General features: G+C 68.8%; 14 protein-coding genes. 6 read left to right on the forward strand and 8 right to left on the reverse strand.

What is annotated here, in order from left to right; translation table 11 throughout:
• Nucleotides 1–38: 38 nt before the first annotated feature.
• The gene (locus tag ABD260_RS33835) at nt 39–971 is read right to left on the reverse strand and encodes an AraC family transcriptional regulator (RefSeq protein ID WP_344240365.1); all 933 of its coding nucleotides are present in this window, start codon (nt 969–971) and stop codon (nt 39–41) included.
• Between the two features lie 91 nt (nt 972–1062).
• Between ABD260_RS33835 and ABD260_RS33840 the strand changes: the two genes are divergently transcribed.
• A complete protein-coding gene (locus ABD260_RS33840) occupies nt 1063–1902 on the forward strand; it encodes an NAD(P)H-binding protein (RefSeq protein ID WP_344240367.1) in 840 nt (279 codons plus the stop codon).
• A 96-nt stretch (nt 1903–1998) separates the two neighbouring features.
• On the opposite strand, the gene ABD260_RS33845 is transcribed toward ABD260_RS33840, so the two are convergent.
• The gene (locus ABD260_RS33845; RefSeq protein ID WP_344240369.1) at nt 1999–3165 is read right to left on the reverse strand and encodes a zinc metalloprotease; all 1167 of its coding nucleotides are present in this window, start codon (nt 3163–3165) and stop codon (nt 1999–2001) included.
• 147 nt (nt 3166–3312) lie between these two features.
• On the opposite strand from ABD260_RS33845, the gene ABD260_RS33850 reads away from it, so the two are divergent.
• Nucleotides 3313–4278 carry a helix-turn-helix transcriptional regulator gene (locus ABD260_RS33850; RefSeq protein WP_344240371.1) on the forward strand — a complete coding sequence of 322 codons (966 nt, stop codon included), beginning with the start codon at nt 3313–3315 and terminating at the stop codon, nt 4276–4278.
• Nucleotides 4275–4862, forward strand: coding sequence for a YdeI/OmpD-associated family protein (locus ABD260_RS33855; protein WP_344240373.1), 588 nt, complete (start codon nt 4275–4277; stop codon nt 4860–4862). Before ABD260_RS33850 ends, ABD260_RS33855 begins: the two co-directional genes overlap by 4 nt.
• Here the strand turns inward: ABD260_RS33855 and ABD260_RS33860 are convergent.
• The 6 genes from ABD260_RS33860 to ABD260_RS33885 form a co-directional block, all read right to left on the reverse strand.
• A complete protein-coding gene (locus tag ABD260_RS33860; protein ID WP_344240375.1) occupies nt 4859–5197 on the reverse strand; it encodes a cupin domain-containing protein in 339 nt (112 codons plus the stop codon). The two genes, ABD260_RS33855 and ABD260_RS33860, sit on opposite strands and share 4 nt — an antisense overlap.
• Before the next feature lie 78 nt (nt 5198–5275).
• Nucleotides 5276–6112: a phytanoyl-CoA dioxygenase family protein gene (locus ABD260_RS33865; protein ID WP_344240377.1), complete on the reverse strand. Its 837-nt coding sequence runs from the start codon at nt 6110–6112 to the stop codon at nt 5276–5278.
• 96 nt (nt 6113–6208) lie between these two features.
• The gene (pip, locus tag ABD260_RS33870) at nt 6209–7162 is read right to left on the reverse strand and encodes a prolyl aminopeptidase (protein WP_344240379.1); all 954 of its coding nucleotides are present in this window, start codon (nt 7160–7162) and stop codon (nt 6209–6211) included.
• A 2-nt stretch (nt 7163–7164) separates the two neighbouring features.
• Nucleotides 7165–8106 (reverse strand): UbiA prenyltransferase family protein, encoded by a 942-nt coding sequence (locus ABD260_RS33875; RefSeq protein ID WP_344240381.1) that lies wholly within the window; start codon nt 8104–8106, stop codon nt 7165–7167.
• 57 nt (nt 8107–8163) lie between these two features.
• Entirely contained in the window at nt 8164–9117 is a 954-nt protein-coding gene (locus ABD260_RS33880; RefSeq protein WP_344240383.1) for a Vgb family protein, read from the reverse strand.
• Complete coding sequence (locus ABD260_RS33885) at nt 9104–10681, reverse strand: ABC-F family ATP-binding cassette domain-containing protein (RefSeq protein ID WP_344240385.1); 1578 nt, start codon at nt 10679–10681, stop codon at nt 9104–9106. Before ABD260_RS33885 ends, ABD260_RS33880 begins: the two co-directional genes overlap by 14 nt.
• A gap of 98 nt (nt 10682–10779) precedes the next feature.
• On the opposite strand from ABD260_RS33885, the gene ABD260_RS33890 reads away from it, so the two are divergent.
• The 3 genes from ABD260_RS33890 (at nt 10780) to ABD260_RS33900 (ending at nt 14070) form a co-directional block, all read left to right on the forward strand.
• Nucleotides 10780–11358 (forward strand): TetR/AcrR family transcriptional regulator, encoded by a 579-nt coding sequence (locus ABD260_RS33890; protein ID WP_344240387.1) that lies wholly within the window; start codon nt 10780–10782, stop codon nt 11356–11358.
• A gap of 62 nt (nt 11359–11420) precedes the next feature.
• Nucleotides 11421–12137 carry a VOC family protein gene (locus tag ABD260_RS33895; RefSeq protein ID WP_344240389.1) on the forward strand — a complete coding sequence of 239 codons (717 nt, stop codon included), beginning with the start codon at nt 11421–11423 and terminating at the stop codon, nt 12135–12137.
• Between the two features lie 1159 nt (nt 12138–13296).
• The gene (locus ABD260_RS33900; protein WP_344240391.1) at nt 13297–14070 is read left to right on the forward strand and encodes an SDR family NAD(P)-dependent oxidoreductase; all 774 of its coding nucleotides are present in this window, start codon (nt 13297–13299) and stop codon (nt 14068–14070) included.
• Nucleotides 14071–14083: the final 13 nt, after the last annotated feature.

Raw genomic sequence — 14083 nt, forward strand, 5'->3', positions numbered from 1 at the left:
AGCCTCAATCGTATCGTTGGACACCGCGCTTTAAGCTTTCACGCGGCCCGCCGGTGGGCGGTAGGCGTGGTACCGCGCACCCGCTTGAACGCAACGCTCAACGCGAACGCGTTCGCGTACCCGACCCGCCGGGCGATCGCCTCGACCGTGTCCTTGGTCGAGCGAAGCTGATCCGCGGCGAGGGTGATCCGCCAGCCGGTCAGATAACTCATCGGCGCCTCACCGACCAGCGCAGTGAACCGCCGCGCCAGCGAAGCACGCGACACCCCGACGCGTTCGGCGAGCTCGGTGACGTTCCACGGGTAGGCCGGGTCCTCGTGCAGCAGCCGCAAGGCGGTGCCCGCGACCGGGTCGGTCTGCGCCTGGTACCAACCGGGCGCATGCGAATCCGGCCGGGCGAACCAGGCCCGCAGCGTGGTGATCAGCGCCAGATCCAGCCACCGGTCCAGCACGCTTTGCTGCCCGGGCGCGTCCCGCTGGATCTCGCTGGTGATCATCTCCATCACGGCGCCCGCGACCTCACCGGCCGGAACGACGAGCACCGGCGGGAGCGCCTTCACGAGCCGCCGGCTGACATCACCAGCCAGTTGATAGGTGCCGCTGGCAACCATCACCTCGCCTTGCTTGCGGCTGCCGTAGGTACGCACGCCGAGCCGGGCCGAGTAGTCAATCGGTGCCCCAGGCAACGGTTCGCAGAGGCCGCCGGGATGGATGCGCAGTTGCGGCGCCCGATCCGCGGTATCGGCCACGACGTACGGCTCCGGGCCGGTGAAGATCGCGACGTCGCCCTGCTCGAGCCGCAGCGGTTCCATGCCGTCCCGGGTGATCCAGCCGGAACCGCGGACCAGGGTCGCGAGCGCCAGCGGCGCCTCGTCCCGGATCTCCAGCGACCAGGGCAGATCGAGGATGGTCAGGTTGAACACCCCGTCCTGGGCGCGCGTTCCGGCCAGCAGTTCGTCGAGTACGTCCATAAGCCGAGCGTACGGGATGCTGAGCGTCACGGACATCGAATTGCGCCGTACGACCATGGTTTGTCTCACTGATCCGGGATGGACTGTGGACATGACGACGACACCGATTCTGATTCTCAGTGGCAAGGGCAAGACCGGTCGCCGGGTGGCGGCGCAGCTGGACCGGCGGGGCGTCCCGTACCGGCTGGCGTCCCGGTCCAGCGAGCGGCGGTTCGACTGGTACGACGAGAGCACCTGGGCGGACACGCTGGCCGGCGTGGACACCGCGTACCTGGCGCCGCCGGTTGGGCCGACCGGGCTGACCCAGGCCGGCAAGTTCATCGCTCAGGCGCGCGGCCTCCGGCGGCTGGTGCTGCTGTCCGGCCGCGGCGTCGGCAGCCCGGGCCGCGACTTCGCCGTGTACGACGGTCAGCTCGAACTGGAGAGCGTGGTGCAGGCGAGTGACCTGGACTGGACCATCGTGCAACCGGCCTGGTTCGCCCAGAACTTCAGCGAGGACTTTCTCCGGTACCACGTGCTGGCGGGCGAGCTCCGGTTGTCCACAGGTACCGGCGCCGAGGCGTGGATCGACACCAATGACGTCGGCGACGTGATGACCACGGCGTTGCTCGACCCCGCGTACGTGGGTCGCGTGCTTCCGCTGTCCGGTCCGCGCACGCTCACGATGACCGAGATCGCGGCCGAACTGTCCACAGCCGCCGGCCGCACCATCTCGTACGTCGACCTGAACCCGGAAGCACATGTCGCCGAAATGCTGGAGCAAGGGCTGATCCAGGAGGATGCCGAGGCGGTCCGGGATCTGTTCGCGGTGATCCGCAACCACCGCTCGGAGTACGTATCGGACGGCGTCGAGCAGGTCCTCGGCCGCCCGGCCCGCGACTTCACCGACTGGGCCCGCGAGACGGCCAAGACCGGAGTGTGGGACCAGTAGCCCCAGATGCCCAGGCCATCACAGTCGCTCCGATCGGGCGCCGCTCAGCGTGCTGCCGAGCGCACCCGGGCAATTGTGATGGCCTGGCGATCCGGCTCAGCGCTGCATGGACAGCCACTCGTCGTGCGTGAGCTCCCGCAGTTCCGACGCGGGCGCCTTCGCGCGGCGATCCGTACCGCCGCCGACGGCGCCGCCGCCGAAGACGATGTTCGCCCAGTTGTTCTGCGCGATCAGGGTCGACGTCACCTTGTCACCGTTGATGTCCGCCGCGGTGGTGGTGTCGTTGGTGTCACCATCACAGTTCCAGTCGATCGGCAGGTTCGCCGCGCCGGCGGTGGTCCGGGTCGTACCGTCCGGGCACTTCCAGCTCGTCTTGTATCCGGCGCCGAGGCTGCCCAGACCGACCGTTTCGTCCGGCCTGCCCTCGTAGATCGACGTCGGCTGGACGCTGGAGTACCCCCAGTACTTGGAGCCGTCCGCCTTGAGTACGCCGCCGAGCTGGAACGAGTAGTTCATCACGCTCAGGTAGTTCGGCTTGTAGTTCAGGTTGTCGGCGCCGCCGTGCTTCAGGCCGATGTTGTGGCCGAGTTCGTGCACGAACGTGCCGACGTTGGTGTCGTCGGTGGCGTTCCAGTTGCAGCGCGGGCCGACCGTGACGATGAACGTGTCGTTCGGGATGTTGAAGGCCTGGCCGCTGCTGCAGCCGCCGTCGTAGCTGTCGCCCCAGATCATGTAGTGGAAGACCGCCTTGCGCGCCGCCGCGAAGTTGGCCGCCTTGATCGCGTTCGTCTGGGTCGCGGACGGGTTGAGATCCGCGTCGTACGTGACCTCGTTGCCGCCGCCCAGGTTGTACTTCGCACCGCGCGCGGACCCGGCGTCGAGGTGGATGTTCACCCCGGTGCTGCCGTCCGGGTTGCTGACCGGTGCGGTCGCGAAGACCTGGACGATCCGGTCCAGCGCCGCCGTGCTGGCGAGCAGACCGTTCATGTAGTCCATCTCGACGAACAGGTCCTTCTTCTTCGGGTTCGCGCCCATGGCGGGCAGGTCGACGTCGATCACGCCGTCGCCGTCGGCGTCGTACCCGTTGGTCTCCCAGCTGTCGGGAAGCGAGTCGCCATCGGTGTCCGTGGCCAGGACGGTCGAGGCACCAACGGTTGTGGTCACGTGGCCGGAAGAGGGTGTCATCGCGACGGCGCTCGAGGCAGCCAGGGCGGCGGCGGCCAGCGAGGTCAGGGCGGTGAGTACGGCGGGGCGGGGCCTCATCAGATCTCCTAGGTGGGCGGTGGGTGATCTGAGCGCTACCGTAGGTGAAAACTTCCGTTGGGAGCGGCGCAGCCGGGCCATGGCTCAATTGGGCCAAATCCAAGTAGCGGACAGATTCCGGCCTCTACTAGTGGCAAGCTGAGTGCCATGTCCGAAACGTCCGCCCGACTGCTCGCGCTGCTGTCGTTGCTGCAGGCCCGCCGCGACTGGCCGGGGATGCTGCTCGCCGAGCGGCTCGAGGTCAGCCCGCGCACGGTTCGCCGCGACGTGGACCGGTTGCGTGAGCTCGGCTATCCGGTCCGCGCGACCAAGGGCCCGGACGGCGGGTACCGCCTGGACGCGGGCGCCGACCTGCCGCCGCTGCTCTTCGACGACGACCAGGCGATCGCCGTCGCGGTCGCGCTGCAGACCGCGACCACCTCGGTCACCGGGATCGAGGAAGGTGCGTTGCGCGCGCTCGCCACGGTCCGCCAGGTGATGCCGGTCCGCCTTCGCCAGCGGGTCGATGCGTTGCAGGTGACCACGGTCGACCGGTACGCGCATCGCCGTACGCAGATCGACTCCGATCAGCTGATCGCGATCGGCATGGCAGTACGCGCGCAGGAGGTGCTGCGCTTCGACTACGCCTCGCCGGGTACGCCTGCCGGCGAGTGGCCGCCGCCGCGCCGGACCGAACCGCACCACCTGGTCACGTGGGGCGGCCGGTGGTACCTGGTCGGCTGGGATCTGGATCGCAACGACTGGCGTACGTACCGGGTGGACCGGATGACGCCGAAGACACCGACCGGTCCGAGGTTCGTACCGCGCGACCTGCCGACCGCGGACGTGGCGACCTTTATCGCGAACCGGTTCCGCGGCCAGGACCAGCAACCGTGCCGTGGCGAGGCGATCCTGCAACGAAAGGCGTCGGACATCGCGCAGTGGGCCGGCCACGGCGCAGTGGTCGAGGAGCTCACGCCGACAAGCTGCCGGCTCGTACTCACCGCCTGGTCGTGGACCGCGCTGGCGGCGACGTTCGGCATGTTCGAGTGCGACCTGCAGTTGGTCGGTCCACAAGAGTTGAAGGACGCCGCGACCCAGCTCGCGGCGCGTTACCGGGAGGGGACAGCGTGACTTCGGAACTGATCGTGGTGGATGCGGCGGCTTGGCGGGCGTGGCTCGACGAGCGGCATGCGGATCAGCCGGAAGGGGTCTGGCTGGTGCTCGCGCGGAAGGGGTTCACCACGCCGACCAGCCTGACGTACGCGGAGGCGCTCGACGAGGCGCTGTGTTACGGCTGGATCGACGGGCAGAAGAAGAGTCGCGACGAGCGGACCTCCGTGCAGCGGTTCACCCCGCGGCGCGCGCGGAGCACCTGGTCGCAGCGGAACGTGGGCAAGGTCGCGCAGCTGGAAGCAGACGGACGGATGCATTCGGCCGGCCGCGCCGAGGTGGAGCGGGCGAAGGCGGACGGGCGCTGGGAGAAGGCGTACGCGGCGCCGAGCAAGCAGGAGGTGCCGGAGGACCTGGCGGCGGCGCTGGCCGCGGAACCGAAGGCGCAGGCGATGTTCGAGATCCTGACCAGCGCCAACCGGTTCGCCGTCGTGTACCGGGTGAACGGAGCGAAACGGCCGGAGACCCGGGCTCGGCGGATCGCCCAGTTCGTCGAACAGCTGAGCCGCGGCGAAACCGTCTACCCGCAGAAGCGCACCCTCTAGAGCATGTCCAGCGTGGCGTCCTGGCCCGCGGTGAGCGGGAAGTACGCGATGAACGTGACGCCCTCGTCGGCGGTGTCGAAGTGGGCGATGCGCTCGGCCGCGGGCTCGTAGAACACGTCGCCGGGGCGGAGCACCTGCGCCTCGGCGCCTTCGTTCTGCTGGTACACGGCCGATCCGGACACGATGCTGCCGAACACCGGCCCGTTGTGTACGTGGGCGCCGAGCGCGGTGTTCGGGGCGATGGTGATCCGCCGGACCTCGACGCGCTGGACCGGGAGTGCTTCCGGCAATTGCTGGTCGAGGACGACGACGCGGCTGATCGGTGCTTCGCTCATGCCGTACATACTAATAGGTACAGAACGGCGAATTGCCAGCAACCCCGGCACGGCGGACGGGGTCAGTACAGAACCGGGTTAGTACAGGACAGGATTCAGTGGCGACGAGATGGTGTCGCCGGGCTCGTTGCCGGGCATCCAGCCGGCCAGGTCCGCGACCTGATTGGCGTTCACCGGCTCGGCGATCGTCATCGCGGCGTCGACGTAGATGATCGTCATCACCCGGCGCGGGATGTCGGTGGTGTTCGGCGGAGCGTGATGGAAGGTCCAGCCGAGGTGGTAGCTGACCTCGCCGAGCTCGTACGGCTCGGACACCTCCGGGAAGTTCTGTTCGGCCAGTGCCTGCTGCAGGACGCGCTCGGATTCGTCGCTGATCGGCAGGTCGCGCCCGTACTCGAACGTGTGGCTGCCCGTGGCGAAGGACAGCGGCCCCATTTCCATCGGGGTTTCCTGCAGTGGTACCCAGATCGTCACGCAGCGGTCGGTGCTGAACGGCCAGTAGTACTGGTCCGCGTGCCATGGGGTGACGCCGCCGCCGGACTCCTTGTACAGCGCCTGATCGTGGTACAGGCGGACCGACTGTACGCCGAGCAGTTGCGCCGCGATCCGCGCCAGGCGGGGCGACGACACGAATTGGAGTACCCGCTCGCTGTCCTGCCAGAGGTTCGTGACCTGCAGGAACGCCTTGCCGTACGTGTCGCGCTCCGCCAGCGGTTCGTTCTGGGTGTTGAGCTCGATCACCTTGCCGGTGATCTCCGGCTCGTACTCGGCGATCGTCTCGGCGCTGAGGACGTTCTTCAGCTTCACGAAGCCGTTCTCGGCGAACTGCCTGATCGCGGACCGGCTCAGGGTGTAGTCGGTCTCGAGCTCCAGGCGGGTCGACCGCGGGGCGGGGAATGCATCCAGCTCAGCCATGAGACCTTAGGGTTCCTGCACGTTCCATCGCTGTAAAGATCAGTGATCAAATCTTTGCTCTTGGTGCACGTGCAGCCGCACATCCCGTGATAGCGGTCAGGACCGTAAAGCGAACCGGTCCAGCGCGTCAAGAACCAGCTCCCGAGTCCTGGCCCCGCCTGCCCCGTGCCCCTCGCGCTCAACCAGGTGCAACTCCGCGTTCGGCCAGGCCTGCGCCATCCGCCAGGCAGTGTCCGGCGGGCTGCTGATGTCGAGCCGGCTGTGGATGAGTACGCCGGGAATCCCGGCCAGTTTCCCGGCGTCGCGTTGCAGGACGTCCTCCTCCAGCCAGGCCGCGTGACCCCAGTAGTGCGTGACGAGCCGCGCGAGGCGGAGGCGAAGGGCCGGATCGTCGTAGCGCGGGTCTGGTTGCCAGTTCGGGTCGGTGCGGACGTGCGTGTCCTCCCAATCGCACCAGTTCCGCGCGGCGCGCTCGCGTACACCGGGGTCGGGGTCGTGGAGCAGCCGGCTGTAGGCAAGTGCAAGGTTCCCGTCGCGCTCCTCCGCCGGTACACCGTCGCGGAACCGGGCCCATTCCTCCGGAAAGATCCGGCCCATCGCGCGCGTGATCCACTCGACCTCGCGCCGGGTCGTGTTCGTGACGCTGAACAGGACGATCTCGGAGATCGCCTCGGGATGCTGCTCCGCGTACGCGAGCCCGAGCGTCGCGCCCCAGGATGCGCCGAGGATCAGCCAGCGACCGATCCCGAGTTGCCGCCGAAGCAGCTCGAAGTCCGCGATCAGGTGAGCGGTCGTGTTCGCGCTCAGATCGGCCTCCGGCTCGGCCGCGTCCGGCGTACTCCGCCCGCAACCGCGCTGATCGACCAGAACCACCTTGTACTTCGCCGGCTCGAAGAACCGCCGCCACCACGCACCAGCGCCCGACCCGGGTCCACCATGCACCACAAGAGCAGGCTTTCCGTCCGGGTTGCCGCAGATCTCCCAGTACACGCGGTGCCCGTCGCCGACGTCGAGCAGGCCGTGGTCGTACGGCTCGATCTCCGGGTACATGCTCAGAGGACTCCTGTGTAGGTGAGGGCGAAGGTGCCGCACGGGAAGAGGAAGAGCGCGGCGAGGACAATGATGCCCTTGAAGGACTGGTCGGGGCCGATGAGTTTTCGGTACGCGGCGATCAGCACCGGGACCATCACCAGCTCCAGCGGGAGCATGCTGCGCGGGATGATGGTGGCGGTCGCGGCCAGGATGACCGAGAGGGTGGCGGCGGCGATCCACGCGGCGTACCCGATCAGGTACGTCGTCCGCGCGCCGAACCGGACCGCGATGGTGTGATATCCGGCCGCCTTGTCCGCTTCCAGGTCCGCGATCGTGGTCGGGATGTACAGACCGATGGCGGCGAGCGTGCCCTGCAAGCCCATCAGCCACGGGAAGTCGCTGAGATCCGGGTTGATCGCCGCCCAGCCCGCCAGCGGCCCGAACGCCCCAAGAGCAAGCGCGTTCACCGCGACATCGAACCCGGCGCGCGTCTTGAGGCGTACGGGCGGCACCGAATACGCGTACCCGAGCAGCACCGCGAGCAGCACGCCCAGCGCGAACACGATCCCGACCTGCAGGCTCAGCCCAACGGCGGCAACCGCGGCCGCGAAGGCCAGCCGCTTCGCCGTACCGAGCGTGATCCGTCCGTCGAGCAGTGGAGACTTGGATTTACGTGGGTTCAGCCGGTCGCTCGGCAGGTCGTACGCGTCGTTGACCGCGAGCACCGCCAGCCAGACCAGCGGCCCGAGCACGACCGCCCCGACGATCAGCCGCGGCCATTCCTCGAACGGCGGTACGAGCTGCCGCGTCGCGAGCAGAATCCCTGTGTAATAAGGCACAACCGACACCACCCAGAACGCGGGCCGCCCGATCGAGATCACATCGCGAACCCGCGTCCGCCGCGTATCGCCCGTCCTGCCGCTGGTGCCTTGCGTACCCCGTAGCTGCACGTCGGTGCTCACAACTCAACTGTCCTCCCGGACCAGTGGCCGCGTCCTCCCTCCGCCGAGTGAACCTCCTCACCCGTCCGGCTGGATGTGAGCCAACGAACCCTTCTCCAGCGCCACCCACACCGAACCGTCCGGAGCGATCGCCAGACCGTGCGGCTCGGCGCCGTCCCCGAGGGCGTACTCCCGCGTGAGGTTGCCGTCGGCATCTAGGTGGACGAGCTTGGCGGCGGACCAGAGCGTGAGCCAGCACCCGCCGTCGGAGGTGGCCGCGGCGGCATGCGGTTTGGAGCCGGCCGGCAGGGCGAACTCCTGGATCGTGCCGTCCGCGGTGATCCGGCCTGCCCGGTCGGCGAGGATCTCGGTGAACCAGACGGCGTCGGGCGCCGCGCTGATCCCGACCGGACCGGCCGAGTCGGTGGGCAGGGGATAGGTGGTGACGCTGCCCGCGGTCGTCATCCGGCCGATCGCGTTCGCCTGGTTGAGCGTGAACCACAGCTCACCGCCGAAGGACGTGATCATCGCCGGAAACGCTCCGGCCGTACCGATCGGGTACGTCGACACCTCGCCGTCGACCGAGATCCGCCCAATCGCATCACCACTCATCAACGTGCACCACAACGCACCATCCGGCCCAACGCACAACCCGTACGGCGCCCCCACAACCTCAACCGCCGACACACGAGGCGACTCCGCCGACGCCCCAACCTCAACCGCCGACGCGCCAACCTCAACCGCCGACGCTCCCGCCGACCCCGCCGGCACCTCGTCGCCGCCGGACCCGCTGCCGGGGAGTTCGATCCGCCCCACCCGGTCGTCTCCATTGCGCGTGAACCACACCGCACCATCCGGTCCCGCCACGATCACGCTCGGCCGCGACTCCGCCGCCCCGAGCTCGACAACCCGACCGTCCCGCGCCGCGACCCGTCCGGCATGGACCAGCGTCGTCCACACCTCTCCGCCCGCGACCACCACCCCGTACGGCCCGTCACCCGCCGCACCGACCACGTACTCACGAACCGACACGAACGCTCTCCTCCAATTCGACAACCGTCCCACGCCACCGCGACCTGAACCGCCGGTCATGACTGACCACCACCAGCGCACCCGCGTACTGATCGAGCGCCGCCTCCGACTCCTCCACCAGCACCAGTGACAAATGGTTCGTCGGCTCATCCAGCAACAGCACGTCGTACGCCTGGGTCAGCACCCGCGCCAACGCCAACCGCCGCCGCTGCCCGGTCGACAACGCCGCGACCCGCGTCGCCAACTGATCCGCCCGAAACAACCCGAGCCGCGCCGCACCCGGATGTCGCGCCAGCGCAGCACGCAACGTCTCGTCCGGACGTGCCTCGTCCTCCTCCTGCCGCAAGTACCCGATCCGCCCGCGCCGCTCGACGTACCCCTCGTCCGTCTGCAACACCCCAGCGAGTACGTCCAGCAAGGTCGACTTCCCGACCCCGTTCGGCCCAGTGATCAGCACACGACCACCCGCGGGCACTTCAAGCGACACCGGCGACAACCGATCCGCGACCGCGACTCCGACCGCATCCAGCCCGGCCGGTTCACCGGTCGTACGGATCGACGCACTGAACCGCAGCGGCTTCGCGGGTACGGGAGGGGGATCGGCTTCCAGCCGGCGCAGGCGTTCTTTCGCGTTCCGGATCTTGCTGCGTTCCGCTTCGTTGACGCGGCCGGTCTGCCGGTCGTACGCGACCTTGTTGTTGTCCTTCATCGGCCGCCCGTACGCGACCCGGTCGGCGGTGGTGCGGACGAGTACCCGCGTCTCGGCCACCTCGTCCTCCCACAGCTGCCGCGCTTGTTCGAGCCGCGCCCGCTCGGCCGCCTTCTCCTGCAGGTAGCCCTGAAACCCGTTCCCGTACCGGGTCAGGCGATGCGTGTCGCCGTCGACCTCGAACAGCGTCGACGCGACTCGTTCCAGGAACGCGCGGTCGTGCGAGACGACCACCGTCGTACCCCGCCGGGACCGTAAATGACCCTCGAGCCAGGTCGCGGCCGACACGTCCAGGTGGTTCGTCGGCTCGTCGAGCAGCAGGATCTCCGGCGACGACGCGAGTACGGCGGCCAGGTGCAACCGCGCCAGCTCGCCGCCGGACAACTCGGCCAGCCGGCGTTCCCCGGGCAGCGCGCTCAACCCCAGCCCGTACGTTGCGCGCGCGAAGCGTGCGTCCGCGTCGTAGCCCTCGCGAATCTCGAAGACGGTCTGCAACTCGCCGTACTCGGGCAGAACGTCCGTGCGCCCGTCGGCAAGCAAGCCTTCCAGCTCGCGCATCCGGGCCTCGATCCGGCGCAGGTCGGCCAGTGCGTGATCGGCCAGCGCGTCCACGTCGAGGTCGAGCGGCAGCGGGTTGTCCTGCGCCAGATAGCCGATGCTCCCCGCGGCGGTAGCCGTACCGTCCGTAGGTGCTTCGAGCCCGGCGAGTACGCGGAGCAGGGTCGACTTGCCGGAACCGTTCTCGCCGATCAGGCCGCTGACCTGTCCCGGCGGGAAGGCGCAGCTGATCCGATCGAGGACCAGGCGGTGGTCGTAGGACTTGGTGAGGTCGTGCAGGGACAGCTGGGTAGACATAGGAATCCTCCTGACGCGCGGGTTCGGGCTGGCGAACGGCGGGTCAGAAGATCACTGGCTGCTCCCTAATGCGACGAATGTTGCGTTAAGATCATGCCATGACCGAGACCGATCCCGCAACCAGGCCGGGTGGACGGACCGCCCGGGTCCGCTCGGAGGTGCTCGCCGCGGTCGAGGCGGAGCTGGCCGAGCACGGGTATGACGCGCTCACGATCGATGCGGTCGCGGCCCGTTCCGGCGTCCACCGCACGACTGTCTATCGGCGCTGGAAGACGGTGGCCGGACTGCTGGTCGACCTGCTCGGAGCCGGTGCGGACGATGCCTGGGAGCCGCCGGACACCGGGTCGCTGGAAGGTGATTTGGTCGCGCTGAACCGTGAGGTACACGCGGCGCTGACCGCGCGGCCGTCGATTACCCAGGCGGTGATCGCCGCTTCCTTTCGTACGCCGGAAGCCGCCGGCGCGCTCACCACCTTCTGGCAGGACCGGTACGCCCGCAGCGCGCTCGTCGTCACCCGAGCCGTCGCGCGCGGCGAGATCCCGGCGGGTACGGATCCGCAGCAAGTCTTGCTGTGCGCGACCGCTCCGCTGTACCACCAGCTCGTACTGCTCCGCCGACCGCTGCCCCGATCGGCAGCCGATCGCTTCGCGCGGATCGCGGCCGCTTCGGTCGGTTAATTCCCTTTGCGACGGGCCTCCGGACCGACCTACGGTGAGAATCCCAGTCGATCGGAGACCTCATGAGCCTCAACCTGTACGCCCTCTCCTTTGATGCCAAGGATCCGGTCGCGCTGGCGCGGTTCTGGGGTGGAGTGCTGCGGCGGGAGGTCGCCGAGGACGACGGGGTGTACCTGCGGGCCGAGGGGAAGGCGGGTTTCCGGGTGCAGTTCCTGCAGAGCGACGCGGTCAAGGACCGGCCGAACCAGATTCACTTCGATCTGACCAGCCAGACGCCGGAGGAACAGCAAGAGACGGTGGCGCGGGCGCTGGAGCTCGGCGGTCGGCACCTCGACATCGGGCAGGGGCCGGAGATCACGCACGTCGTACTGGCCGATCCGGAGGGCAACGAGTTCTGTGTGATCGCGGCGGGGAACAAGTTCCTGGCCAACACCGCGACGATCGGGGCGCTGTCGTCGGACGGTACGCAAGCGGTCGGGTACTTCTGGAGCAAGGCGCTGGACTGGCCGCTGGTCTGGGACCAGGACGAGGAGACCGCGATCCAGTCGCCCGACGGCGGTTCGAAGATCAGCTGGGGCGGCCCACCGGTCGCCCCGAAGCCCCCGAAGAACCGCCTGCACCTCGACGTCGCCCCACCACCCGACGGCAACCCCGAAACCGAGGCCAAACGCCTGATCACCCTAGGCGCCCGCCGCCTGCCCACCCGCCAACACACCCCGAACGCAATCCCTATGGCCGACCCCGACAACAACGAATTCTGCGTACTAACCCCCCGCTGACCACCCGCCCCCCAACGGCAACGAGTTCTGCATACTCACTCCCCGCTGACCACCCCGCCCCACCTCAAGAACCACCCAACCGCCCCCGCCACCCCAGCCCCCGCCACTTCACCTGCCGCCACGCCGCGCCGCCGCCCTCCCCGCCACCCCAGCTCCCCGCCCCACACCACCCGCCCACCTCCGCCTCGCCACCTCGCGCCGCGCCGCCCCGCCACGGTCGACCACGTCACCGCCGCGCCACGCCGCCTCCCACCGCGCCATCTTCCGCACTGGACCCGCAGGGCTCCGACCTCCATTTCAGAGGTTCACCTCTCAAACGGCCCGTTCACCACTCGCATCCGGGTGGTGAACGGACAACTTCGGAGGTGAACCTTTGAAATGGACGGCGGCGGGCGGGGTGGTGCGCGCGGAGGTTGCGACCGCGCCATCTTCCGCACCGGACCCGCAGGGCTCCAACCTCCATTTCAGAGGTTCACCTCTCAAACGACCTGTTCACCACCCGCATGCGGATGGTGAACGGACAACTTCGGAGGTGAACCTCTGAAATGGATGGCGGGCGGGCGGCGGTGCGCGCGGAGGTTGCGGTGGACTCGGCGGGGTCAGCTGCGGGCTGAAGTCATCCCAGCTGTTAACCGGCTGATCGGTACCGAAGGACGGGTAGTGGTCCGGCCAGGAGCCGTCGAACGCAGGTGCCGCACGCTCAGCGTCCGGCGGAGCTGATCATGACTACCCGTCCTTCGGTACCCAATGGTGCAGGCAGTCGGGGCGGCGGGCGTACGCGGTGAGGGTGTGGGCGGTGGGTGGTGCACGCGGAGGTGTGGCGTCGCGGTGTCACCTTGTGGACGGCGTCTCAGCGCTTCCACGGGATCGGTACCGACGAACGGGTGGTGGGCGAGTTGATGGCAGGTGAGCGCCGGTGCGGCACGCTCAGGGACTGGCGGAGCCGACCACGACTACCCGTCCTTCGGTCCCCAAGGGCGCAGGCAGTTGAGGTGTGCACGCGGCGGACGGCTGCTGTGGGCGGGTGGCGACGAGGGTGCTGTGCGTGGGGTCGACCGGGGCGGGGCGGCGTGCGGGGGTTTGGGTGATCGGTGTGTGGGAGCGCGGTCGGTGGGTCGTTGGTTCCGACTAGGGTTTTGGTGACGCCTAGGTGAGGGAGATGTTGGTGAGCGGACGGTTGGCGAACGAGGTTGTGCTGGTGACGGGGGCGGCGCGCGGGATCGGGCGGGCGGTCGCGGTGAAGGCGGCGGCGGAGGGTGCCGCGGTCGGGCTGATCGACATCCTGCCGGACGCGTTGACCGCGACCACCGCGGAGCTGGCCGAGAGTGGTGCGAAAGTGGCGGCCGCGGTCGGTGACATCACCGACGAGGTGTCGGTCCGGCAGGCCGTCGGCAAGCTGACCGACGACCTCGGTGGGCCGGCCACCGTACTGGTGAACAACGCCGGCAAGAACTCGTACGCCGACCCGGCGAAGATGTCCGTGGCCGAGTGGGACGATGTGTTCGACGTCGACCTGAAGGGCGCGTTCCTGATGTCCCGCCAGGTGCTGCAGCCGATGATCGACAACCGGCACGGCTCGATCGTCAACATCGCCTCGATCCACTCCCAGCTGACGACCGCGGGCATGTTCCCGTACGCGGCGGCGAAGTCCGGGCTGGTCGGGATGACCCGCTCGCTCGCCCTCGACGTCGCCCCGCATGACGTTCGGGTGAACGCGGTCAGCCCGGGGTACATCTCCACCGACCTGCTGGAGGAGTTCTTCGACACCATCCCGGGTGAGCGGGAGAAGGCGCTCGGCGTGCATCCACTCGGCCGGATCGGCACCCCGGAGAACGTCGCCGAGGTCGTCTGCTTCCTCGCCTCGGACGCGGCCGCCTTCGTCACCGGCGCGAACTGGGCAGTAGACGGCGGCCTCGGCGTCCGCTACGCCTGACAACTCCGACTGC

It is taken from the genome of Kribbella hippodromi, assembly GCF_039531045.1.
GTDB lineage: Bacteria > Actinomycetota > Actinomycetes > Propionibacteriales > Kribbellaceae > Kribbella > Kribbella hippodromi.

Coding starts and splice junctions, on each gene's coding strand:
- ABD260_RS33850 (WP_344240371.1), top strand. CDS start 3,313: ATGTCCGAAACGTCCGCCCGACTGCTCGCGCTGCTGTCGTTGCTGCAG.
- ABD260_RS33865 (WP_344240377.1), bottom strand. CDS start 6,112: ATGGCTGAGCTGGATGCATTCCCCGCCCCGCGGTCGACCCGCCTGGAG.
- ABD260_RS33860 (WP_344240375.1), bottom strand. CDS start 5,197: ATGAGCGAAGCACCGATCAGCCGCGTCGTCGTCCTCGACCAGCAATTG.
- ABD260_RS33895 (WP_344240389.1), top strand. CDS start 11,421: ATGAGCCTCAACCTGTACGCCCTCTCCTTTGATGCCAAGGATCCGGTC.
- ABD260_RS33900 (WP_344240391.1), top strand. CDS start 13,297: ATGTTGGTGAGCGGACGGTTGGCGAACGAGGTTGTGCTGGTGACGGGG.
- ABD260_RS33845 (WP_344240369.1), bottom strand. CDS start 3,165: ATGAGGCCCCGCCCCGCCGTACTCACCGCCCTGACCTCGCTGGCCGCC.
- ABD260_RS33885 (WP_344240385.1), bottom strand. CDS start 10,681: ATGTCTACCCAGCTGTCCCTGCACGACCTCACCAAGTCCTACGACCAC.
- ABD260_RS33840 (WP_344240367.1), top strand. CDS start 1,063: ATGACGACGACACCGATTCTGATTCTCAGTGGCAAGGGCAAGACCGGT.
- ABD260_RS33890 (WP_344240387.1), top strand. CDS start 10,780: ATGACCGAGACCGATCCCGCAACCAGGCCGGGTGGACGGACCGCCCGG.
- ABD260_RS33835 (WP_344240365.1), bottom strand. CDS start 971: ATGGACGTACTCGACGAACTGCTGGCCGGAACGCGCGCCCAGGACGGG.
- pip (WP_344240379.1), bottom strand. CDS start 7,162: ATGTACCCGGAGATCGAGCCGTACGACCACGGCCTGCTCGACGTCGGC.